The 20,843-nt window shown below is 62.2% G+C and carries 20 protein-coding genes; 11 read left to right on the top strand and 9 right to left on the bottom strand.

The window, feature by feature from the left end:
- Positions 1-4: 4 nt before the first annotated feature.
- Positions 5-1,546: a glycosyltransferase family 39 protein gene (locus PLU72_11065; protein ID HOT28720.1), complete on the bottom strand. Its 1,542-nt coding sequence runs from the start codon at positions 1,544-1,546 to the stop codon at positions 5-7.
- Between the two features lie 66 nt (positions 1,547-1,612).
- Between PLU72_11065 and PLU72_11060 the strand changes: the two genes are divergently transcribed.
- Together PLU72_11060 and PLU72_11055 are read left to right on the top strand one after the other, a co-directional pair.
- Positions 1,613-2,458, top strand: coding sequence for a hypothetical protein (locus tag PLU72_11060; GenBank protein ID HOT28719.1), 846 nt, complete (start codon positions 1,613-1,615; stop codon positions 2,456-2,458).
- Positions 2,459-2,461: 3 nt separating this feature from the next.
- Complete coding sequence (locus tag PLU72_11055) at positions 2,462-3,772, top strand: sugar transferase (GenBank protein ID HOT28718.1); 1,311 nt, start codon at positions 2,462-2,464, stop codon at positions 3,770-3,772.
- A gap of 12 nt (positions 3,773-3,784) precedes the next feature.
- Here PLU72_11055 and PLU72_11050 read toward each other — a convergent pair whose 3' ends face one another.
- Positions 3,785-5,551, bottom strand: a complete 1,767-nt coding sequence (locus tag PLU72_11050; protein ID HOT28717.1) for an Ig-like domain-containing protein — start codon at positions 5,549-5,551, stop codon at positions 3,785-3,787.
- Between the two features lie 253 nt (positions 5,552-5,804).
- On the opposite strand from PLU72_11050, the gene rpmB reads away from it, so the two are divergent.
- A complete protein-coding gene (gene rpmB / locus PLU72_11045) occupies positions 5,805-5,996 on the top strand; it encodes a 50S ribosomal protein L28 (protein ID HOT28716.1) in 192 nt (63 codons plus the stop codon).
- A 21-nt stretch (positions 5,997-6,017) separates the two neighbouring features.
- Here rpmB and PLU72_11040 read toward each other — a convergent pair whose 3' ends face one another.
- Positions 6,018-6,539 (bottom strand): energy-coupled thiamine transporter ThiT, encoded by a 522-nt coding sequence (locus tag PLU72_11040; protein HOT28715.1) that lies wholly within the window; start codon positions 6,537-6,539, stop codon positions 6,018-6,020.
- Between the two features lie 284 nt (positions 6,540-6,823).
- On the opposite strand from PLU72_11040, the gene PLU72_11035 reads away from it, so the two are divergent.
- Positions 6,824-8,827 (top strand): TonB-dependent receptor, encoded by a 2,004-nt coding sequence (locus PLU72_11035; protein HOT28714.1) that lies wholly within the window; start codon positions 6,824-6,826, stop codon positions 8,825-8,827.
- Positions 8,828-8,833: 6 nt separating this feature from the next.
- Positions 8,834-9,445: a YfiR/HmsC family protein gene (locus PLU72_11030; protein HOT28713.1), complete on the top strand. Its 612-nt coding sequence runs from the start codon at positions 8,834-8,836 to the stop codon at positions 9,443-9,445.
- Here the strand turns inward: PLU72_11030 and PLU72_11025 are convergent.
- Entirely contained in the window at positions 9,435-9,569 is a 135-nt protein-coding gene (locus PLU72_11025; protein HOT28712.1) for a hypothetical protein, read from the bottom strand. The genes PLU72_11030 and PLU72_11025 overlap by 11 nt on opposite strands.
- A 141-nt stretch (positions 9,570-9,710) precedes the next feature.
- Positions 9,711-9,929: a hypothetical protein gene (locus tag PLU72_11020; protein ID HOT28711.1), complete on the bottom strand. Its 219-nt coding sequence runs from the start codon at positions 9,927-9,929 to the stop codon at positions 9,711-9,713.
- 29 nt (positions 9,930-9,958) lie between these two features.
- On the opposite strand from PLU72_11020, the gene PLU72_11015 reads away from it, so the two are divergent.
- Positions 9,959-11,023: a HAMP domain-containing sensor histidine kinase gene (locus PLU72_11015; protein HOT28710.1), complete on the top strand. Its 1,065-nt coding sequence runs from the start codon at positions 9,959-9,961 to the stop codon at positions 11,021-11,023.
- A 79-nt stretch (positions 11,024-11,102) separates the two neighbouring features.
- Positions 11,103-12,236 (top strand): D-alanine--D-alanine ligase family protein, encoded by a 1,134-nt coding sequence (locus tag PLU72_11010; GenBank protein HOT28709.1) that lies wholly within the window; start codon positions 11,103-11,105, stop codon positions 12,234-12,236.
- A gap of 15 nt (positions 12,237-12,251) precedes the next feature.
- Here the strand turns inward: PLU72_11010 and PLU72_11005 are convergent, their stop codons facing one another.
- On the bottom strand, positions 12,252-14,417 hold the full coding sequence (locus tag PLU72_11005; GenBank protein ID HOT28708.1) for a M48 family metalloprotease: 2,166 nt from the start codon (positions 14,415-14,417) through the stop codon (positions 12,252-12,254).
- Positions 14,418-14,529: 112 nt separating this feature from the next.
- On the opposite strand from PLU72_11005, the gene PLU72_11000 reads away from it, so the two are divergent.
- Positions 14,530-15,525, top strand: a complete 996-nt coding sequence (locus PLU72_11000; GenBank protein HOT28707.1) for a DUF2183 domain-containing protein — start codon at positions 14,530-14,532, stop codon at positions 15,523-15,525.
- Here PLU72_11000 and PLU72_10995 read toward each other — a convergent pair.
- From PLU72_10995 to PLU72_10985, 3 genes are read right to left on the bottom strand one after another with little or no spacing between them, the layout of a single operon-like run.
- On the bottom strand, positions 15,512-16,087 hold the full coding sequence (locus PLU72_10995) for a hypothetical protein (GenBank protein HOT28706.1): 576 nt from the start codon (positions 16,085-16,087) through the stop codon (positions 15,512-15,514). The two genes, PLU72_11000 and PLU72_10995, sit on opposite strands and share 14 nt — an antisense overlap.
- The gene (locus PLU72_10990; protein HOT28705.1) at positions 16,084-17,190 is read right to left on the bottom strand and encodes an alpha/beta hydrolase fold domain-containing protein; all 1,107 of its coding nucleotides are present in this window, start codon (positions 17,188-17,190) and stop codon (positions 16,084-16,086) included. The genes PLU72_10995 and PLU72_10990 overlap by 4 nt, the downstream gene beginning before the upstream one ends.
- The gene (locus PLU72_10985; GenBank protein ID HOT28704.1) at positions 17,171-17,593 is read right to left on the bottom strand and encodes a hypothetical protein; all 423 of its coding nucleotides are present in this window, start codon (positions 17,591-17,593) and stop codon (positions 17,171-17,173) included. Before PLU72_10985 ends, PLU72_10990 begins: the two co-directional genes overlap by 20 nt.
- Positions 17,594-17,758: 165 nt before the next feature.
- Between PLU72_10985 and PLU72_10980 the strand changes: the two genes are divergently transcribed.
- The 3 genes from PLU72_10980 (at position 17,759) to PLU72_10970 (ending at position 20,828) form a co-directional block, all read left to right on the top strand.
- Positions 17,759-19,405: a LysM peptidoglycan-binding domain-containing protein gene (locus PLU72_10980; protein ID HOT28703.1), complete on the top strand. Its 1,647-nt coding sequence runs from the start codon at positions 17,759-17,761 to the stop codon at positions 19,403-19,405.
- A 93-nt stretch (positions 19,406-19,498) separates the two neighbouring features.
- Positions 19,499-20,347: a DUF5050 domain-containing protein gene (locus PLU72_10975; GenBank protein HOT28702.1), complete on the top strand. Its 849-nt coding sequence runs from the start codon at positions 19,499-19,501 to the stop codon at positions 20,345-20,347.
- Positions 20,348-20,354: 7 nt separating this feature from the next.
- Positions 20,355-20,828, top strand: a complete 474-nt coding sequence (locus PLU72_10970; protein ID HOT28701.1) for a universal stress protein — start codon at positions 20,355-20,357, stop codon at positions 20,826-20,828.
- Positions 20,829-20,843: the final 15 nt, after the last annotated feature.

The following is a 20,843-nucleotide window of genomic DNA, read 5'->3' as shown; positions in this document are numbered from 1 at the left end:
CCGTTCAGTATTTTTCATATCCCTTGGGAAACTCGAAACGCACGCCGCCGCGATATCCCGCCATCGGGGTGAAGACGAGGGTGCGGACGAGACGACCTCGCGAGCGGATCGGAAGAGTTTCGGAGGCGAGCACCGTTTCGCAGGCCGCTCCGAACAGGGGGGCTTCGGAACCGGGCTCGTCGGTGCTCACATACACCACGTTCGATCCGGACGCGGGTTGTCTGTTTTTCCACCAGAACTGCCAGTGGCCCTGCCCGTGAATCTCGGCCACCCGCTCCGGGGGAATACGGCCGTAGAAGGCGACCAGCGCGGTCAGGGGACCGCCCTGGCCCACGAAGAGCGCTGCGCGCCCGAATTGCTCGTCGAGCCCGCGGACAGCTTTTCCCATCTGCTCCCAGCCGTGCAGGCGGGTGGAGACGTCGGCGCGTGGAGGGAGAGGCAGAACCAGGGTCATCGCCTGGACGACGACCAGCAGCGTGAGCAGGGCGGATGGTCCGAGAACCCAGCCGAGCCGCGAACGGAGCTTCCCCTCGGCGGCGAGAAGCCACTCGGCCGTCAGGGGCATGAGGCTCAGATATGCGATCTGCGGCCAGTTCGCCTCGACCTTCGAGGCGAGGCCGCGCTTGACGAAAAACAGCATCATCGGAAGCGCGAGAATGCCGAGAAACAGCCGCGCCGGCTCTCTGCGCCGAACGCCGTCGAGAACGGCCTTCCCGCCGATCCACCAGAACAGGGGGAACAGCACCGGCCCGATCGTGCCGAGCTGGCCGCCCAGAAACTCCCCGATATTGGCGAGGACGCCGCGGGAACTCGGCCGGAACCCGTGCGCGAACTGGAACCTGAACGACGCCCATTCGTTCTGGCTGTTCCAATAGAGGATCGGAAGCGTGCCGAGGGCGGCGAGCCCCACCATCGCCCAGAAGCGGCCGGTCAGCACGCGATTGCGCCACTCGGAATACCAGAGAATGACGATCGCGACGGCCGGCACGAAAAATATCATGTTGTATTTTCCGAGGGCGCCGAACGCGAGGCAGACGCCGAGAAACACCCAGTTCTGCGCGGCGTCGTTCCCCAGAATCCGGAGGAAGGCCACGGTTCCTAGGCTCCAGAAGAGGGCGAGGGGAACGTCGGGCGTCGTGACGAGGCCGAGCGTGAAGCCCGCAGGGGTCAGGTTCGGGATCAGGGCGGCGAAAAAGCCTGTCCGCGCGCTTCCGAGGCCGTCGCGGCCGATGAGGTAGAGGGCCCGGCAGATGACGGGCATGCTCAGCAGGGCCGGCAGGCGGACGGCGAGAGGGGTGTCGCCGAACGGCAGGCGCGCGAGGGCAATCATCCAGGCGACGAGAGGCGGATGGTCGAAATACGACCAGTCGGGGCGGCGCGCGAGTTCCCAGTAGTAGGCCTCATCGGGGGTGAGATCGAGAACGAGGGCCATGGCGAGCCTGGCGAGCCAGAAAAAAATGAGAACGAGCCAGAACCGCTGTTCCCAGACGGAGTCGCGACCGGGGGAGCCCCCCCGGTTTTCTGGCGGAAGAGGTGAGTCGTTCATGGCCAGCGATTATATCATGGTCGCGCGTGGCTTGCCGTTATTCCCCGATTGCGCTAGCATGGCGGCATGGAAACGACGCCGCAGCTTCCCGAATCCGTTCTGCGAGACCTGCAACTGTATCTTTCCGAAGGCGAGACCGTCCGGAAGGCCATTTCCTCCGCCTCGGGGGTGGTCGGTCGCATGGGGGAACTGTGGATGGTGCTCACCGACCGGACGGTGTATTTTCATACCCGGGAGTTCGGGAAGGGAGCCGTCGTCGCCCTTCTGATGCGGCGCGATATCGATTCGATCCTGTATTTTCAAAGCAAACGCGGGTATACGCTCACGTTCACGCCCCGTTCGGCCCCGCAGAACATCACCCGCGTCTCGTTTCCCCGCGAGCAGCGCGATTCTCTCGAAGACTTCTGCGAGGAACTCGCCGACCTGATCGAGTTTCAGGCCGAGGGACATCCCCCGATCAAGCCCGGGGAACCCCTTCTTGCGCCGTCGTCCGATGCCCGCCCGCCGTCACCGCCCGCGCCACCGATCACGACCGTGTCGACGGTCCCGGCGATCGGCTCCCCGCGGGTTGGCGATCCCGAACGGGCGACCCAGGGCGTTCAATCCCCGCCGGGCGGCCCGGACGTCGGCCCGGACGTCGGCCCGGCGGAACCGGCTGCCCCGGCCACCGTGCCCGACGTGCGCCTCGCGAGACCGATGGGAACACGTGAGACAGGGCGTTCCGCCGGCGCCGGAGCCTCTTCCGCCCAATCCCCGGATTCTGCGGGAGCTCAGCCGGTAAGCCCGCCGGACGTCAGGCTGGCGTTCGGGGAAGGACCGGGATGGCGTTATACGGCTGTCGCCACGCTTGTTTCTCTCGCGGTCGGGTTCCTCTGGTATCGGCTTTTCTGTGCCCTGGACGACGGCCGTTGATCGATGTCGGCGCTGAATTTTATAGCTGACACGATAACGATCTGTCTTTCGGCGGCGATCGCCTATCTGCTCCGCACCTCCGAATTCCTGTTCCACGTCGAGCCGTATCTGCGAAATCCCCGTCAGTATGCGTTTCTCGTCGGCGCAGCCGTTCTGATCTGGCACCTTCTGCTCCTCTGGCGGGGGGGCTACGAGCGGAAACTCCTGCTGTTCAGGCTCGATGAACTGCTTCTGCACTTCAAGACCTCGATCATCCTGTTCCTGCTCCTCATGGCGGGCACGTTCCTGTACCATGCCTACGACTACTCGCGACTCGTGCTCTTCTTCTGGTGGCTGACGTTCGTCTGCGTTGGCGGCATCGGCAGACAGGTCGCCCACAGACTCCGGGAAACCCTCCATGTGCGCGGCTGGGGCCGCCGGCGGGTCATCCTTGCCGGATCGGGAGCGGCGCTCGATCTGTTCGAGAAACGCCTCCGGGAGCACCCTTCTCTCGGTGCCGACATCATCGCGGCAGGGGCCGGCGTGCCGTTGCCAGAGGTGATCGCCTCCGAGCATATCGACGAGGTGTTCATCTTCGGGGACCGCATCGCCTACGAACAGCTCTGGGAGCTCCGCGAGCGGTCGCGCAACCCGGCCATCCTCCTGCACCTGGTGCCGTCATTCGGCAACCTGTATCTGCGCCAGATCGCGGGCGGCTTCTTCGACGGCGCCGTGATGCTGAGCGTGTCCTCTCCCGCGTCGCGCACGCTCGTTCTCGCGGCCAAGCGGGCGATCGACGTGCTTGTGTCGGCGACGTTCCTGGTCGTTCTCGCCCCGCTCGGGCTCACCTTTTCCCTGCTGATCAAGCTCGACTCGCCGGGACCGATCCTGTTCCGGCAGACGCGGGTGGGGCGCGACGGCCGCGAGTTCACGATCTACAAGTTTCGGACGATGTTCGCCGACGCCGACGCCTACGCTCCGACGCCGACGGACCGGGCCGACCCGCGGATCACCCGGATCGGCGCGATCCTCCGTTCTTCCGGTCTCGACGAGCTCCCGCAGCTCTGGAACGTGCTGGCCGGCGACATGAGCCTCGTCGGGCCGCGGCCCGAAATGCCGTTCATCGTCAGGGAATACACTCCGCTCGAAGCGAAGCGGCTCAAGGTCCGTCCCGGCATCACGGGACTATGGCAGGTCTACGCCCGAACGGCGAATCTTCCTATACATACGCATATAGAATACGATCTCTACTATATCGAGAACATGTCGATCTCGCTCGATCTGATGATCCTGCTCGATACGATTCCGACCCTCGTGTTCCGGACCGGCATCTGACCCCCGGAGCCCTCAGTTACCCGTCGTGAAGCGCACCCAGAGCTGCGACAGACCGGCGACGGCGAGCCCTGATTTCGACCGGAGGTCCGCGCTCGTGATCCGGACGAGATAGGGAGATCGTGCTCTCAGCGTCCTGACGGGAACGAGCGACAGCAGGGTGTCGTCTTCCGACCAGGTGATTTTGAATTCGGATTCGAGAGCCGCACCGCTGATGGAAACGCTGGCCTTCGCCGTCTCGTCGGTGATATCGAGCTTCAGCCCGCGCGTCAGGCTCGAGCGATCCATCGGCCGGCTGAACTTCACCAGGAACGGGCCGATACGGGATATACCGGTGTCGCCGTTCCGCGGCGAGGTCGAGACGATGACGGGAGCCGGGTCGGCGGCCGTCGTGAACGTCGCGAAGACGCCGCCGTAGCTGCGGAGCACCCTGCCGTCCGCCGTGCGCGCAGCCCACTTCGACAGCATCACCTTGTATCGCTTCTGCGCTGCCAAGGCGGTCTTCGGTCGGAATCGAAGCACGGTGTCGCCCGACCATTCGGTCGTGAAATACGACGGCACCGCCGCACCCGTGATCGCGGCCGTGATTCCACCCTCGACCTCGACGATCATCTCGAACTCGTCGAAGATCGACGCTTTGTCCATAGCCTGCCCGAAGCCGACCTCGAACGCGGTTGTGACGGGCAGTTCCTTCTGACCGTTATACGGCCGGGCCCAGGAAATGATCGGATCCGTGATCGGAATTGCGTTCTGGCTTTGCAGCTTGATCCGAACCAGCGTCAGCCCGTCGAGCACCACGGGCAGCACCAGGTCTCTCCGCTCGGTGTAGCCGCTCTTCGAGACCGAGATCGTCGTCTCTCCCTGGGCGGCGTCGACGGTCAGAAACGCCCTGCCGTTGCTCGTCGAGAGCTGGCTCGAACCGGCGTTGACCAGCACTTCGTTCAGCGGAAGAGCTTCGCCGGCGACGTCGCCAAGCACGACGAGTTCGACGCTGCCGCGGCGCGAGGCAAACGAATCGCCGCGCCCGACCGCAATCGATGCTTCTTCATATCCCGGGTGAAACTGCACGGTGTCGTTGATCGAACTGCCGTTGGCGGGGAACTGCGACACGTATCGGAGGTTCCAGTCGAGATACGCGATGTGTATTTCGGCTGAACTGGCCACGGAGGTTCCGCCGTCGAGCGCGATCTCCGCTTTTCCTTCCGCATCGGTTATTCCGACGAGGTTGAGCGACGGAATCGTCACCTTGGCCTGGGCGAGCGGAAGCCATTCGCCGTCGACCGTCGATCCCGCTTGGTTGACGAGAAGCGACGCTCTGTTCACCTGAACCGTCACACGGTAGACACGGCCGCCAACGACGGAGACGTTCAGTTTCGACGACGTTGCACCGCCCTTCCCGTCGGAAGCGAGACAGGAGATTTCGAAGCATCCCGTGGTGGAGGGGGCTTTCCAGACGGCCATATTCGAAACGTTCCTGATGATCACGCCGCCTGATGCCGTCCAGTTGAGCTGGACCGGATCTCCGTCGGGATCGATGGCATCCGCCGTCAGCGTCACTTCCCCTTCGACGCCCACCATCGCGTTCGAGGAGGTCAGGTGCAGGATGGGGGAGAGGTTCGCCGACGTTGGAGTCGAGGATGTGTCTGTGAGCGCGGTGGTGGTCGTTTCCGTCGTGTCGATGCCGGCGATGGAGTTCGCGTTCGTACAGCCGCCCAGGGCGGCGGCGAGAAGAATGACGGCGACAAGGAAGAGAGCGTATCGCCTGTTCTGCAGAAGTGACATGAACCGACCTCCGATGAAAGCCTTTTGTAGAACTATCGGAAGGCGGGCGTCTCCATCTTAGGACAATCGCTGGGAAAGAGGATTTCAGCAGCGCCATCTGGGGATTGGCAGGCAAATTCACACACAGACCGGGCACCGGACCGCAGCGAATGAAAGGAGATGAAAAACGATGATGGTGTACAATGTCGTTGCATCGTCGGTGAAATTCTGGTAGTATACAGAACCACTCGACCTTTGTTCGGAGGTGACACAAATGTCTCGGTATTGTCTGGTTTGTGAACGCGGCCCCCAGGTCAGCTATCAGCTCAGCCACTCGCATCGGCGCACGAAGCGGCGCTGGAGCGTCAACCTTCAGCGCAAGCGCGTCATGCTTCGCGGCAAGCTGGTGCGCGGATACGTCTGCACCAAGTGTCTCGGCAGCGACAAGGTGACCCCGGTCTTCTGATGCGTTTTCGGCGTCGGACGATCAATCTCTGACGCCGGCCGGCGGGTTTCCGACCAGCCGGGGGTGCCCGGAAGCCAGCCACGCCGCGAGCGCGGCGTTGACGGCGGTTTCCGGAAGCATGTGGCCGAGGTTGTAGAAGACCGACGTCGCGATCGCCGAGCCGGAAGAGATTCCGGGTGAGGCGAAGAACACAGCGCCGGCGGTGACATGGCAGAGCAGTCTCAGACTGCTTGCAAATGTCACCGCCGCTGCCGCTTTTCCGGGATGCGTCCATCGCCAGAGACCGGCCAGGCCGAGAACCGCATGGGCGAGCGGGTAATCGAGCAGATACTGAACCGGATGAACGATGGTCGGCCGGCGAAGCGTGATGAGCAGGCCGGCGAGAAAGCCGGCCGAAACGCCCCGCCGCCAGCCCTGCCGCGCGGCCAGCAGGAGAAGCGGAAGGCTTCCCAGAGAAAGCGAGCCGCCTGCGGGGAGTTCGAACAGCCTGAACTGGCCGAGGGCGAGCGCGAGGGCGACGAGGATTCCCGTCTCGGCCGTCATGTGAAGACGTCCTGCGGACGATCCCGGAGGAGGCGGCAATGGGCCGGAACCGTTTTGTTCCGGCTTGCCGGCGGGGATTCGTGAAGGTTTGCTGGTCATCCTGAAACGCATACCCTAAGCCGTGATGGGAGTGGTGTCAAGAGAATGACTGGACAGGATGGAGAATTTTGTCTATCCTTCCGGATATTCGATCATTGCAGTATGTATCCCGGCACTGTCGGGAACAAAGACACGCCAAAACAAAGAGAAGAGAAAACATTGGCGAACATTTTGGGAGACTCCTGATGCAAACTCGAAAACAACATGCGGTCAATGCTTGCGTTCGGAGGCGGTGGGCGTTCCTGCTCTCCGTGTGGGTGCTCTGCGTCGCAGCCGCCTGGGCGGGTCCGGCGGTGAAGGAATTCAAGGACATTTCGGACGTATCGCTCGATGACCTCCTCTGCCAGGCGGTCGTGACGGCGACGAGGCGCGAGGCGGCGATGGATGCCTCGCCGGCGACGATGTACGTCATCACCGAAGAGGAAATCCTCAACTCGCCCGCGATGACGCTTTCCGACCTTCTCCGGCGCATTCCCGGTTTTCAGACGAAAACCTGGCTCTCGCAGTTCACGAACACGTCGATCCGCGGCATGGTCGGCGCGTCCGTCATCAACGAGCGCATTCTCTGGATGGTCGACGGCGTGCCGGTCAACGACGTTCGTGACGGCGGTATCTGGACCGACATCACGCTTCCCCTTTCCAACATCAAGCGCATCGAGGTGCTTTCCGGGCCGGGGTCGGCCCTCTACGGCGCGAACGCGTTTCTCGGCGTCGTGCATATCATCACCCGCGATCCCGAGGATTACCTCAAGGGCGATCTGACGGGGAAATTCCAGGCGGGCTGGGAAACGTTCCAGACGGCCCGTTCCCAACTGGCCGTGGCCGGCCGCACGAAGGCCACCTCCTGGCTCTGGGACCTCCACATGAACACGACGGAAGGCCCCGGCATCATCCGCGACCGGAACCGGCCCGGCGAAGACGCCCACAGCGACCGCGCCTGGGGATATTTGTACGGCAAATATAAATTCGGAAACAATAGAATAAACGTCGGCATGCGCCGCGTCGACCAGGAATACGACGGCGCCGATTTCGGCGTGTACCGGCTGTATACCTGGAAGCGCGGCGAGGAGTGGATCGACTGGCACACCTCGGCCGAACGCCGGAATGGCGCACGCGACACGATGGTTGTGAGCTGGCACGGGTATGACGAAAATTTCTATAACTTTGCCGACGTGCCCGACCTGAATTATAATATCGATTCGTATAGATGGTACATCAACCTTCAGCGCGACATGGCGATCCGCAGGCGTCACCAGCTCTCGTTCGGCACCGGGCTTCGGTCCGAAACGTATAAAGGGGACGATTTTATTCCGGAGCGCAGGTCGTTCACGAAGGACAACATCAATTTGTTTTTCCAGGACGAAATCACGCTTTCCACTCCCTGGCGGCTGACCGTCGGCGGACGATACGACACGCACACCGATTACGAGGATGTGTTCAGCCCGCACCTGTCGCTGATGTATAGCTTCGACGATTCAAAAGGCCACGCGAGATTCGGATACGGCAGCGCGTTCAAGGAGCCCTCGAACTGGCAGTCGTACATCGACCAGCCGAGCGGCCGCGGCACTCAGAACATGGAACCCGAAAAAATCCGCACGCTGGAACTCTCGCTCGATTACATGTTCCCCAGGGAACTCTATGCCCGTCTGACCGGGTTCAACATGGTCCACAAGAACATCATCTGGGAAAACTTCGATCCGCTCATCGCCGATCCAGCGTATGCCCGATACGGCATCTTCGGGAAGTTCCATCCGCAGCAGCCCGGCGACAGCGCCGACATTCACGGGATCGAGTTCGAGCTTCGCAAGCACTTCTCGCCCAGAAACCGGTTGTTCCTGAGCGGCATGTGGCTCCGCTCGGAAGACAATCAGGGTCGCGAGCTCCAGTACGACGCCGAGAAGAAGGGCGGGATCGGGTTCTGGCATGCCTTCGACGACAAAACGAGCATGCAGCTCGAAACGCACTGGGTCGGCGATACCATCGACACCAACAAACGCGACGTTCCCGGCGTCGGAACGCGGAACGTGTCGAGCTACTCGGTGACGGGAGCCTCCCTCCTGCACCGCATCTCTTCGAAAGAACACATCAAGTTCTCGGCCTGGAACATCGGCCGCAGCTCCTACCAGGAGATGCTCGAGGCCTGGGCCCCCGGAACGCTGGTCAGGTTCGACTTCATACGATCGTTTTAAGGATGTATGGGCAGTAACTGCAGGAAAAACCGAATCGGACCGCGCAGCATCCTGGCAGCAGGATGGATCGTCCTGATGCAGCTCCTCGTCTGCGGCAGCCTCGTCGCGGCAAGCCGAGAGTCGCCTGCCGCTGAAATCCCGATTCCCCTGCAGATCCAGATCTTTCTCAAGATCGTGACGTACGACCGCTCGTTCGACAGCACGGCTTCGACCCCCTACGAAGTCGGCATCGTGATGCGCAATGACGACTCGAGCGAGTGCGATCGTTCGTTCAAACAGGTTGAAGAGGCGCTGGCGGGCAAAACCATTTTCGGTCGGCCGCTCGCGCCGATCAAGATGTTGCTGAAAAACGGCGTCCTGTCGGAGACCGGAAGGACTCCCGGAATGCTCGTTCTGGTCGGCGACTGGCGGAAAGACGGCGAGATCGTCGGCAGATATGCGAAGGAGCACCAGGTGGTCACCTTCGGCAGCAACCCGCTGTTGTTGAACTCGGGCATCGTGGTCGTCATGACGCTGGAGGGCGAAAGGCCGGTCATCCACCTCAACCTGAATACGGCGCGCACCGTGGGCGCCGACTTCCATGCGAACTTCCTGAAGCACTGCCGGGTCATCCGATGACGTCGATGAAATGGCTGTACAGGGCGCCGCTGCATGCCCAGTTGCGCATTCTCCTGCTGGCCGCCTTCGTTCCCGGCATCCTCATTCTCGGGGCGTTCACGATCGTCCGCGAACACTCGATCATCCGGAAGAACTTCCAGCAGAAAGCCGAAGAACTGGTCGATCTGGCCGCCTACAACATGGCGCCCGGCGTCGAGTTCGAGGATCTGCAGGCGCTGAACGAAGTCGTGAACGGCCTGACGCGGCGCGGGGAGGTTGCATACGTTCACGTGGCCGACCGGAACGGCGTCGTGATGGCGGCATTCCACCCGGAACAGGCTCCGATCGCCTCCTGGAAGGCCGGGTTCTCGGCGGTTCCCATCGAGTCCTTCGACGACGGCAACATCCTGCACCTGCGGCACCGGTTGAGCTTCAACCAGCGGTTCCTCGGCACCCTGTACATGGGATTCTCGCTGAAGCAGATCAACTCCCAGTTGTTGTTCAACCACCTTAGTCATCGCGGCGGTCGTTCTGTTGACCCTCCTGCTGATCGCCTACGTGGCCCGCCGTTTCAGCCGGATGATCACGTATCCGATCGAGACCCTGAAGCATCTTGCCGAGAAGCTCTCTCAGCAGAACTACTCCGCTCCTCCTCTTTCGATCGAGGCCGCCCAGGAAATCGAGTTCCTGGCCCATACCTTCAACGAGATGGTTCAGGCGATCAACGAGCGGCAGAACGAGCTTCGCATTTTGAACCTGACGCTGGAAAAGAAAGTCATCGAACGCACCAGGCTGCTCGAAATACAAACCCAAAAAGCCCAGTTGTCCGAACGACTGAAGAGCGAGTTCCTGAGCAACATGTCACATGAGCTGCGTACCCCGCTCACCTCGATTCTCGCCTGGCCCGACCTCATCCTTCAGCATTACGACCGCAAAGAGGACGTGATGACGGGGGCGGCCCAGATCAAAAAAACCGCTCAGCACCTGCTTCGGCTCATCAACGACCTGCTCGACATGGAGGCGATCGACACGGGGAGGATGCGCATCGAACCGGTGAAGACCGATATTGCGCCTCTGCTCAAAGAGGTGACCGAGCACATGGAAGGGTTCTCCGTCAGCAGGGATGTGCGGATCGAGGTGAAGATCCAGGGAGACCTGTTCCCGATTCTCATCGATGGCGACCGTCTGAAGCAGGTTCTGATCAACCTTTTGAGCAATGCCGTCAAGTTCTCCAAAAAGGGCGGCCTCGTCCGCCTGGTGGCTACGGCGAAAGACGACGAACTCATTCTCGAGGTCGTCGATTACGGGGTCGGCATGGCCGAAGAGGATCTGAGATACATCTTCGACCGATTCAGACAGGTCGACGGCACGATCAGGCGCCGCTACGGCGGTTCCGGCGTCGGGTTGTATCTCGTCAAGAACCTTGTGACGATGATGGGCGGCACCGTCGAGGTCGCGAGCAAACTGGGCGAGGGAAGCACCTTCACGCTGACGTTTTCGAGGTTCGGCGTGCCGCCGTCCCCGGCGGACGACGAGAAGCCGGTGGTGCCGGTACCGGAGACGGTTGCGGATCCTTGCAACATACGGGAACCGGCCTGAAGCGAACGCTTCCTCAGGCCGCGGGGCTTTTCTGCCGATACACGTTGTGAAAAACGTTTGCGGCAAGGAGGTTGTTTTCATGGGCACATCCGGCAGGATCCGCGTCGGCGTCGTTTTCGGCGGCCGTTCCGGCGAGCATGAGGTTTCGCTTGTCTCGGCGCAGTCGATCATGAAGGCGCTCGATTCCAGCAAATACGAGGTCATTCCGATCGGCGTGTCAAAGCAGGGGACCTGGGTGGTCGGGGCCGACCCCAAGAAGTTCCTGCCCGCGCCGCAGGAGCAGAAGAAGCTCGACGTCGCGCCGGCCGAGGCTGCCGGGAAAACCGCCCTGATCGGCGATCCGTCTCACCAGGGAATGATCCTGCTCGACAGGCAGAACGCCCATCAGCAGGTGAAACTCGACGTGGTGTTCCCGATCATGCACGGCACCTACGGTGAGGACGGCACCCTGCAGGGGCTGCTCGAGATGGCCGATCTGCCGTACGTCGGGTGCGGCGTCATGGCCTCGGCGGTCGGCATGGACAAGACGGCCGCCAAGCGCCTGTTCCGCGATGCCGGCCTGAAAATCGCGCCGTTCAGGGAGTATCTGCGCCGCGACTGGCGCGAAACCCCCGACCAGGTGATCGCCGATCTCGAGGCGCATCTCGCGTATCCCTGCTTCGTCAAACCCGTGAACTCGGGCTCCTCGGTGGGCGTCTCCAAGGCGCACGACAGGGGCGAGCTTTCCGCCGCCTTCGACCTTGCCGCGAAATACGACCGGAAAATCCTCGTCGAGGCCACGATCAACGGCCGCGAACTCGAAGTCTCGGTGCTCGGCAACGACAAGCCGATCGCGTCGATCCCCGGCGAGATCGTTCCATGCAATGAATTTTACGATTACAAGGCGAAATACGTCGACGACCGCTCGGAGCTCAGGATCCCCGCCCCGATCGACGATGCGAAGACGGCCGAGATCAGGGAAATGGCGGTCCGGGCTTACCGGGCCCTCGACTGCGCGGGAATGGCCCGCGTCGACTTTTTCCTCGACCGCGACACCGGAGAACTCGTCCTGAACGAGGTCAACACCATCCCGGGCTTCACGAGCATCAGCATGTATCCCAAACTCTGGGAGGCGACCGGCATCTCCTACGGCGACCTCGTCACCAGGCTGATCGACTTCGCCTTCGAGCGGTATAACGACCGTCAGGAATCGCTGAAAGCCATCATGTCCTAAATTATATATCTAACTCTATAATTCAACCGGCGGGGTGGAGTCAGACACCGCCGGTTGCGTCATTTCGGACGGATGGCGTGAAATCCTGCAGCCGGCCGGGGTTGACGCCCAGGCGACGGTGTCGGGAGCGAGGGCCTCGCGCATGCCGCCGCTGCAGAGCGCGCAGACGCGGTCCTGCGGAATAGACGGATCGGAGGTCAGGATCGTCAGTTTCTGGGCGCATTCGATGATCTCGAGCCAGGCGCCGCCGGGTTCGAGAAGACACTCGGCGCCGAACCGGGCCTGGCGCCGGGCGATCGCGGCGAGCCTGTCCGCCGGCGGGGCATCGCCGGGGGGATCGTCGTCGAGCGAGCAGATGTGTTTCGCCTCCTGTTCGCCGCGATTCCACTCGAGGGCGAGTCGGCTTCTCCAGAGGGCGAGGACCAGGTCGGACGGAAGACCGGCGGCCGGTTCGAACACGCGGCCATCGTATCCTCGCAGGGCATGCTTCCGCTCGGTGAGCGACGGGTGGACGCCGGGGGCGTTGTCGGCTTCGCGAAACCGGACCGGCATGAAGTTCGCGCGTGCAAGGCGCGTCAGGGCCTGGATGTACGGTTCCCGCCCGACCCGCTCCGCCGCGAAGCGGTCCGCCTCGAACTCGAAACGGCGGCCCATGGCGGTGAACAACCTGTTGGTGATGAGCCAGACGGCGAACAGGATCATGCCCTGCATGACCGTCGGGCCGAACATCAGCAGTCTCTCGGCAGGGAGCGGGAACACGGCCGCCCACAGGCCGGCCGCGAGTGCCAGATCGACCATCGCCAGGAAATACAGGAACAGATGCCCGCCGGACAGATGCGCCTCTTCATGGGTCGCGACGGCGACGACGTCTTCCGCGGAACAGCCGTCGAGCAGTTCGCCGGTGAAGGCGATCGAATGGGATGCCCGGAAATACCCGAAGGAAACGGCGTTCGCGATGCCGATTTTCGGGAGAGGCCACCGGTAGAACCTGAACGGGAGATCTCTGAGCGGGCGGGGAAGTTGGTCGGATGAGATCCGTCGCATCCCCATGACCGCCGGCAGGAGGAAGGGGATCGCGAGGAGGGTGACGGCCGTCAGCACGGCGAAGCCCAGGGCGGGCGACCATGGGGCGTTCACGACCCACCACGGGAGGGCGGATGACATGGTCCGGAGGATGAAAAAAGCGGCCAGGGGTGCGGCGAGAGGGAGCGCCCTGAGCAGGTGGAGACGGAACACGGCGGACACGTATTCCCGTAGGCTCCAGTTTCCCTTGCGGACGTCGAGGTCCAGCCGGTGGAACGGGATGAGCGTGAATGTGTAAGATATCATCCAGTATATAATTGCGAAGGCGACGTCGTGGCGGACGCCGAGCCGCCGGGGCAGGCCGAGCGCCAGAACCAGAAGACTGCCCGCCGTGACGAGAAACATCGCGAGGGGGGAGCGTTTGAACGCATGATACGGGGCGATGCGATCCTGCCCTTCGGGAAAGCGTTTCAGCCAGAGACGCCGTTCCCGGTCGATGGCGAAGGCCGGAACGGCCATCAGGGCCAGCAGGAGAACCGACGCCAGCGGCCACGTGGAGTCCGCTCCGCCGGAGGATCGCGCCGTGGGATCGATGGCGAGAAGCTGGCGAAGCGCCTGGGCCGCGCCGACGTCGGCCGAGGCGAGCCGGTCGGCCGCGGCGGCGGCGGCGGAGGCGTTCCCGGCGCGAAGTTCAAGAGACGCCTCGATCAGCGCGATATCCGCCTGGGCTTCCAGCGTCAGATACTGCGGAACGAATGTGAGCCGGCGGATGATGGAAAGCGCGGCCTGGTCATACCCGTGTGCCGCGAGAAGCCATGCGCGATAGATCTCGACAGGGATGCGCTGCCGGATTTCGGCCGAAGCGCGCTCGATCTCGTCGAGGGCCCGGAGCATGGCCCGCAAGCTTCCGGCGCCGGATGCCCCGGGGCCCATCACGGAGGTGAGCCGCTCCTGGACGTCCGCAGGCCGGGAGTCCCGGAGGATGGATGAGATCCGGTCTCTGTCGGGAAAGCCAGCGGGTGGATTCGTTCCGGGAGTGCCGGAAATGAGGATCAGGAGGATGAAAACGAGGGCCAGAATCAGGAGGTTTTTTCGCATGACGGGCATTGTAGCGCAACCAGCCTGGCTTGTGAAGCCGCTGTATTCGTCGTTTCGCATTCCGCACCTCTGGGATTCAGCGGTTGCGAAATCCGATGCACTTGCGGAAGGGAAGACATTCATGCCACTCTCGAGGTGAACGAATTTTCTCCGATAGGAGCGGCGGCGTCACATGAATCTTCGGAAAACATTTCCCCTGCCGGCGATGGGTGCTCTTGCCGTTTCGGCGATTCTCTTCGCGGCTTCGCAGGCGTTGTGCCTCGACTGCCCGTCACTGAGGCTCCTGCCGGGTGCCAGAACGGGCGAGATCCGCGCGGAGGGCCTCGTACGGGCCGGCCGTCCGCGCGTGGGAACGAACCGGCGGGACCGGGTGCGGGGACTCCTGAGCCGGCCCGCAGCCTCGGCGACCGTCGTCGTATCGGTCGGCTCCTCCTCACGGAGCGTCAGCCTCGACGAAAGCGGGGCGTTCGGCATCGAGTTCCCGGTGCCCGCGGGGACGGGGACGATCCCGATTTCCGTGACCGACCCGAACGGGAATGTCCTCCTGCGCAGGGTCGAGCAGCCCCTTCCGGCCTCGGCCTCTCTGCTCGTCGTCAGCGATGTCGACGACACCGTGCTGGTCAGCGATGTGCCGGCGAAGCGCAAGCTTCTCTTCAACTCCCTGCTGCGGACCCTGAGTGGTCGGCAGGCGGTGCCGGGAACTCAAGAAATATATGATAAAATATATGCAATTTCGGGCACGGGCGCTCTTTTCGTGTATCTGAGTGCGTCTCCGGCGGCGATGGAACGTTTCATCGGCGGGTTCCTCGCCGATCGCCGGTTTCCGCCGGGGCTTCTGATCACGGGTGACGGCGTGAGTTTCACCCAACAGAAGACGTTCGATCACAAGACGCGCTGGCTCCGACGGCTGGCGACGCTGTTTCCCGGGGCGCCGATGCTGCTGATCGGCGATGCGGGCGAGCAGGACCCCGAGATTTACTCGGGCTTCGCGGCGGAACGGACGGCGCGTGTCGCCGGCATCATCCTTCGAAGGATCGGCCGGTTCGACGGAATACGGGAAACCCGCGTTCGCGACCGATGTGTCGCTGCCGGGGTTCCCCTGCTGTTCTGGAGCGAACCCGACGAGTTCCGTGCCGGGCTGGCGACGATGGGGTTCAGAATCCCTTGAGTTGCTCGTCGGAATCCATCGTCATGATCGGGCGGAGCCGGTCGCGATAGGAGCGGACGAGAGCCATGCTGTCCGAATCGATGAGATCGGTGTCGGAAGCCGTGGCGGTGGGCCGTTCCTCTTGCTGCATCCGTTCGAGAGCCTGCTCGAGTTTGTTTCGCTGAGCATCCTCGAGGTTCGGATCCGCGAGCGCATCCTCGATTGCCGTAACGGCGTCCCGCTTGGTCCGTTCGGCGGATTTCGCCATTTCCTCGGCCGTAAGCTGAAGCCATGCCGTTCCGAGGATCACGTCGGCGGCCGAAAATTCCTGCTGAGACTCGAAGCCGGCCTGTTTGAGCGCGGCCTCGGCCATGGCGCCTTCAGGGGTCGCGGGATCGAGCGTCTCGTGATGAAACAGTCTGTATGCGATCGCGGGATTGCTGGCGGTGACGGTGTCGTACACGGCCAGATACCGGGTGATCATCTCCTCCGTCACTTTCAGATCCTGGCTGAAAGCCGGAACGGCGGCTGTAAGAAGAAGAAGGACGCACATCGGAATGAATCGCACGGGGGTGATGTTCATGGTCGCTCCGTTGCCAGAAGGCTGTTGATCCGCTTGCCATCGCTCCAGATGCCCATGAAGCGAACCGGCTCGCCGGCGCCCATGATCGAGCGCCGGTCCCGGCCTGTCCAGGCGGTGGTGCAGAGAGAATCGAAGAGCCGGAAGGTGCCCAGCCAGTCCATCGCGTCGATTCCCCGGCATCGGATATGTCGCGCAAGCCGGTGCTGGCGCATCATCGAGATGAACTCCCAGCGGCGTTGCTCGACGAACCGCTCGTAGCGAGGCTCGATCGGGGCATAGGCCGACGCGCTGTCGGCGACGAGCGCCGGCGTGCCGCGGATATCCGACAGGAAGGTGATGAAATTCCTGTCGGAGGAGGGGATGGCGTCGGCGGCATAAAAAAGCTCGCGGGCCGTTTCCTGGACGGTTTCGTCGTCTTCCTCGCCGACGCCGACGACCAGCAGGGTCCCGGGCCTGATGCCGGAAAGATCGTAGAGGTCGAGGCTGAGCGCGGCGCCGAAACCGCCCCGGCGCGAGGGATGCAGCACCATGACGGCCTTCGGCTGGGGCAGCTTGAAATATCTCGCCGATGCGGCGACGTTCGCCGCGATGACCCCGCCGCATTCGTGACCGATGATGCCGAAGCGATCCCGGTCGGGTTCGACGTGACCGCCCGCATACAGGGTCTTGAAGGCCTCCTTCATGCTCCGGACGGCGTTCGCGGTGTAGTTCGAAAGATGCTCGCCGCTGCCTTGGTAGATCGGAAAGACAACGGTGTTGCCGCGACGGCAGAGGTGGGCGATCCAGCCCTGGTAGTAGCCCGGATCGGATGCGATCCAGCCGTGAAGGAACAGGACGACGGGCGCGCTCGCCGGCGCGGGGTTCGCGGGCTCATACAGCACGAACCGCTCTTCGTAGGCGCCGACCTGCGTGATGCGGTATCCGCCGTGCGCGTAATCGCAGCTTCCGGGGCCCGAGACGGGTTGTTCCGGGCCGGTGGGAAGAGTGACGGCTCCCTGGAGCAGGGATGCTGCGAAGAACAGCAGAGCGACCCAAAGCCGCGCGCAGCGTCTCGCGTAGGGTGCGAACGAGTGCCCGTTCAGATCAGTTCTCTTCCGGAACATCCTGTTCCATGGAGGATTTCAGCGAATTCATGAACGCACGTTCAACGAGAAGGAGAACGAACGTGACGATCAAGCCTGCGAGCGTGCCCGCCTTGATCTCGGCGCGCTTGACGACGGCCAGATCTTTGTTCTCGGCGATCTGCATGTTCTGGGCGCAGACGGCCATTCCGGCGAGGGCGGCGAGGGCCGCGAACAGGCGCTCGAAGTTCCAGGCGGCGTTCCACCAGAAGGAACCGCGGCGGGTTTCCCCGGGGAGAAGAGGTCTGGCGGCAAGGTAAAAGGGAACCAGGAGAGGTCCCAGAATGAATACCGTCGCTGTCCAGAACAGGCCGGCGCCTTTTCGGGAACGGCTGTCCCATGCTACCCACAGAGTGACTAAACCCCTCAGCCATTTTGGCCACATGTTCGTATTCTCCGTTCTATTCTTTCATGGAAGGATGCCGGAACAAGAATACCACAATCGGAAGGGAAAATTTCGTGCATTTTGTCGAAAACTTTCCTTCACACCTGACGTAAAATCAGTATAATCTGTACATTATCGTAATCCGGGAAGAGAGAGGTGTATGCGATGAAACGAATCTCCCCGTTGGTTGTCGTCCTTTTCTGTGGCCTGTTGTGCGGTCATGCGAGCGCCGAATCGAGCGGAGCAGCGAACCCCTTGACCGGCGGCACCATCGTCATCGACGGGTCTGCCGTCGACGACTCGGCGGCGCCGTCCCAGCCCGCGGTCGTCGAAGCGGCCGCTCCGACCCAGACGACGAGCGCCGTGACGACCACGACGCAGACGCAGGCGCCCGCTGAGCCGGCCAAGGCGAAAACCGTCAAGATCACGGTGAAGCCCGGTGATACGTTATGGGGACTTGCTGAAAAATATCTTGGCGATGGCTCCAGGTATCGCGAGATCATCGAGGCCAACAAGTCGAAATACCCGTCGCTGGCCAAAAACCCTGATCTTATCATCGACGGCTGGAACCTGACGATCGTTATCCCGCCGGCCCCGGCGACGGCGTCTTCTTCCGCGACGACGACAACGACTCCGGGAGGTACCCAGAGCGCCACGCAGAGCGGTTCGCAGACCGGGACGCAAACCGGCTCGCAGAGCGGCTCGCAAAATTCCACTCAGAGCGGACAGACCGGCAAGCCTCCGGTCGCCATTCCGGAATACACGACCGAGCAGAAGATCGCCCGTCTGCAGAAGGCCGTCGACGGCCTCAACAGGATGCTCCTCAGCAGTAAGAAAACGGTCACGGCTCTCACCCCTGAAACCGTTCGCCTGATGATCGACAACAAGTTGCTGACGGATCCCGAATGGATGGCCCTGAATCCCCCCGAGGGATACATCTGGGCGATCGAAAACGGGAAGGTCAAGCTCGTGAAGCGCGACGGCAAGCCGATCACCAACGAAACCGCCGGCAAGACCGATGCGGCCAAGGGAGAGGAAGCCAAGAAGGCGGCCGACGCCAAGAAGGCCGAAGAGGCGAAGAAGGCAGAGGAAGCCAAGAAGGCGGCCGATGCCAAGAAAACCGAAGAGGCGAAGAAGGCCGAAGAGGCCAAAAAAGCCGAGGAAGCCAAGAAGGCTGAGGAGGCCAAAAAGGCTGAAGAGGCCAAGAAGGCCGAGCAGGCGAAGAAGGACGCCGATGTCGCTGCAAACAAATACTTCGAAAGAGACCTCAAGGAAATTGGCATCGCCAACCTGATCGGGAAGAGCAGTGATTATCATTCGGCTCTCATGTCCGCCATCAGGCTCATGCCTCCCACGTTCTTCAAGGCATCGCCCTTCGAGCAGTTCCTCACGCTGAAGAACCTCAACGATCTCGAGAGTGAGCTCAGGACTGCGCATGCCGCCCATGAAAAGAATGTCCGCACCCAGGACGTCACGAACCACGCGTGGAACCCCTTCGACGACGATATCAACTCCAGCGCGAAACGCGTCGAGCAGGCGCGCGAGCGTCTCGAAAAGGCCTACGGCGAGTTCAAGGACGTCTACGGGCAGGCAAAGAGCAAGGCCGACACCGCCGCCGCCGAGATCAAGACGAACAACGACAAGATCAAGGATCTCGAAGCCAAGCTCGGCAAGATCGACCAGTATGATCCCAAGAACGCCAAGGAGGTCGAGCAGCTCCTGAAGGACGTCAAGACAGCCAAGGCAATCATCAAGGACCGGCAGGAACAGGTCGATGCGTTCGAGCCCCTGAAGAAACTGTTCAACATGTAAGAAGCCAGTTGGCTTCACGGAAGAATTCGTTTATACTCAACGGGCGAGGGCAACCTCGCCCGATTTTTTTGATGACCGGAACAGGAGGGGTTCATGAAGAGGCTTTTGATCGGCGTTGCCGTGTCGCTGCTCGCTGCGGTTCTCTGCGTCGCACCCCGGGTGTGGGCGGCCGATGGCCCGGCTCCCGAAGGCAAAATTCTGTACGTCGATACGTCCGAGGCCGGGAAGACCTATCTCGCCTTCATCAACCCGGACGGAACGGGGAAAGAACGCATCACGCCGGCCTACTCCAACATCGTTTTCCCAAAACTCTGCGAAGCGAGCGGCTGGATCGGCTTTACCAACAAGCTGCCCGACATGCGCTCCGAAGTCTATCTCCTCAGCCGCGACGGCAAGAAGATCAGAAAGTTGTTCGAGGGAAGCGCGTTCGAGGGCTTCTCGCCCGACGGAAAATTCATCATGTACTCGACCTGCGATAACGTCGCCGCCCTGTATACCTACAGCATCGAACAGAAAACCGCGGTCAAGATCTCCCAGGATCTCCGGGTGACGGCCGCCGACTGGTCGCCGAGCGGTGAATGGATCGCCGTTTCCGTCCTTACGGACGACGGCACGAACGACCTGTACATGATCTCGACGATGGCCCAGGGGATCATCCGCCTCACCGATACCAAAGGCGTGAACGAGTCGTTTCCGTGCTTCACGAAAGACGGCAAGAATCTCGTCTTCATCTCCGACCGGTACGGCAGCAGCGAGCTTGAATCCCTCGATCTGACCACCAAGGAGCTGCATCGCCCGATTCTCAGCGGCCTGTATCCGACCGTCGCCCCCGATGACCGGTGGCTCGCCTATGAAAAGGGCGATCACGTGCATATCGCCCGCACGAACGGTCTCGATATCAAGATTCTCGCCCAGGGTCGCACGCCGTTCTGGGTGAAGTGAGCGGGTCGTGATCAATCTCAAGCGGATTCTCGTTCCCGTCGATTTTTCCGACGGCTCGGGGCTTGCTCTGAAATACGGCGCGTCGTTCGCGCGGCAGTATGGCGCGGAAGTCCATCTCCTCCACGTCTTCGAAGAGGAGTTCATGGCGCCGATGCCTCTGGAACTGCCGATGACCCTCCCCGCCGCCGGAGGAATTCCCCAGCAGGACATCCACGAGCAGATGCGTCAGTTCGTGGGCGACGGCTACAAGGATCTGTCGATCGTCACGACCGTTCTCGGAGGAAATGTAGCGGCGAATATTATTGAGTATGCCGCTGAAAACAGGATCGATCTGATCATCATCGGCGCCCATGGCCGCTCCGGCATCCTGACGACCCTGCTCGGCGATACGTCCTACGCCGTCACCCGGCAGGCGGACTGTCCGGTTCTGACCGTCAGGCCCACCCAGCGAACCTTCATCGACCAACCGGAGACCGTCTGAGACGTATTCTATACG

This window comes from Candidatus Ozemobacteraceae bacterium, assembly GCA_035373905.1.
Classification (GTDB): domain Bacteria; phylum Muiribacteriota; class Ozemobacteria; order Ozemobacterales; family Ozemobacteraceae; genus MWAR01.
The sequence above is the reverse complement of the archived record's forward strand: the minus strand, read 5'-3'. Positions and strand labels throughout refer to the sequence as shown.